Origin of the sequence: Microbispora sp. NPDC049633, assembly GCF_040675265.1 — a bacterium.
In the GTDB taxonomy this organism is placed as follows: Bacteria; Actinomycetota; Actinomycetes; order Streptosporangiales; family Streptosporangiaceae; genus Microbispora; species Microbispora maris.
Genome location: NZ_JBFAOO010000377.1, coordinates 1,197 through 2,753, shown reverse-complemented (window position 1 = coordinate 2,753; position 1,557 = coordinate 1,197). Strand labels below are relative to the sequence as shown.

At 70.3% G+C, this 1,557-nt stretch carries 1 protein-coding gene and 2 pseudogenes; all 3 read left to right on the top strand.

The features are described 5' to 3' along the window. Positions 1-282: pseudogene (locus AB0J39_RS39075) on the top strand (sugar ABC transporter substrate-binding protein); the annotation flags it as partial. Then, entirely contained in the window at positions 279-1,454 is a 1,176-nt protein-coding gene (locus AB0J39_RS39070) for a Gfo/Idh/MocA family oxidoreductase (protein ID WP_363474203.1), read from the top strand. The pseudogene AB0J39_RS39075 and the gene AB0J39_RS39070, both read left to right, overlap by 4 nt. Beyond that, positions 1,451-1,557: pseudogene (locus AB0J39_RS39065) on the top strand (sugar phosphate isomerase/epimerase); the annotation flags it as partial. The gene AB0J39_RS39070 and the pseudogene AB0J39_RS39065, both read left to right, overlap by 4 nt.

Here is a 1,557-nt window from a genome sequence, read left to right as displayed (position 1 = left end):
GCGATCAAGGAGGCCGGCCGGGACGAGTTCTTCATGGTCGGTGGTGCGGGTTCGGCCAACGCGATGCGTGACATCCAGGCCGACAGCGGTGTGCTGAAGGCCACGGTCACCTACAGCCCGACGATGGCCGCCTCGGCGATCAAGCTGGCGCGACTGATCGCGCAGGGCAAGGGCATGAGCGACCTGCTGGAGCAGCAGGTGCCGCAGTCGATCACCCTGACCTCGGAGACCGTCACCAAGGACAACGCCGACAAGTACCTGCCTACCGGCTTCGAGTCATGAGGCCTGTCATCGGGATCGGCATGGTCGGGTACGCGTTCATGGGCCGGACCCACTCTCAGGCCTGGCGCAGTGTGGACGCGTTCTTCGACCTGCCGGTCAAACCCGCGATGGTGGCGGTGGCCGGCAGGTCCGCCGAGGCGACCGCGCAGGCCGCCGAGAAGCTGGGCTGGGCCCACGCGGAGACCGACTGGAAGCGGCTCCTCGAGCGTGACGACGTGCAGGTCGTCGACATCTGCACGCCCGGTGACAGCCACGCCGAGATCGCGATCGCGGCGCTGGAGGCGGGCAAGCACGTCATCTGCGAGAAGCCGCTCGCCAACACCGTGGCCGAGGCCGAGGCCATGGCCGCCGCCGCCCGCGCGGCGGCGGCGCGCGGCGTGCGCAGCATGGTCGCCTTCAACTACCGCCGGGTGCCCGCCGTCGCGCTGGCCCGGCGGTTCGTCGAAGAGGGCAGGCTCGGGGAGATCCGGCACGTGCGGGCGCAGTACCTGCAGGACTGGATCGTCGACCCCGAGTTCCCCCTGGTCTGGCGCCTGCAGAAGGACAAGGCCGGATCCGGGGCTCTCGGCGACATCGGCGCCCACATCATCGACACCGCGCAGTTCGTCGTCGGCCGGTCGCTGACCGGGGTGAGCGCGATCACCGAGACCTTCGTCAAGCAGCGTCCGCTCGCCGAGGGGTCGAGCGGCCTGGCCGGCCAGGGCGGCACCGGTGAGATGGGCGAGGTGACGGTGGACGACGCCGCGCTGTTCATCGGCCGCTTCGAGGGCGGGGCGCTGGCCTCCTTCGAGGCCACCCGGTTCGCCGCGGGCCGCAAGAACGCGCTGCGCATCGAGGTCAACGGATCGCTGGGCAGCCTGTCCTTCGACTTCGAGGCGATGAACGAGCTGTGGTTCCACGACCACACGCTCGACGCCGCCGAGGGCGGGTTCCGGCGGATCCTCGTCACCGAGGCGGACCACCCGTACGCCGGGGCGTGGTGGCCGCCGGGTCACGGCCTCGGCTACGAGCACACCTTCACCCACGAGGTGAAGGACTTCATCGAGGCGGTGGCCGCAGGCGCCGACCCCGCACCGTCCTTCGAGGACGGGCTCCGGGTGCAGAAGGTGCTCGCCGCCGTGGAGCAGAGCGCGGCTGAGGGCAGCCGCTTCACCGATGTGGAGGATTCATGACCAGGCCCATCACGTTGTTCACGGGGCAGTGGGCGGACCTGCCGTTCGAGGAGGTCTGCCGCCTCGCCTCCGAATGGGGCTACGACGGCCTGGAACTCGCCTG

Excerpts from the sequence above, each read along its gene's own strand:
- AB0J39_RS39070 (WP_363474203.1), top strand. The coding sequence starts at position 279 with ATGAGGCCTGTCATCGGGATCGGCATGGTCGGGTACGCGTTCATGGGC.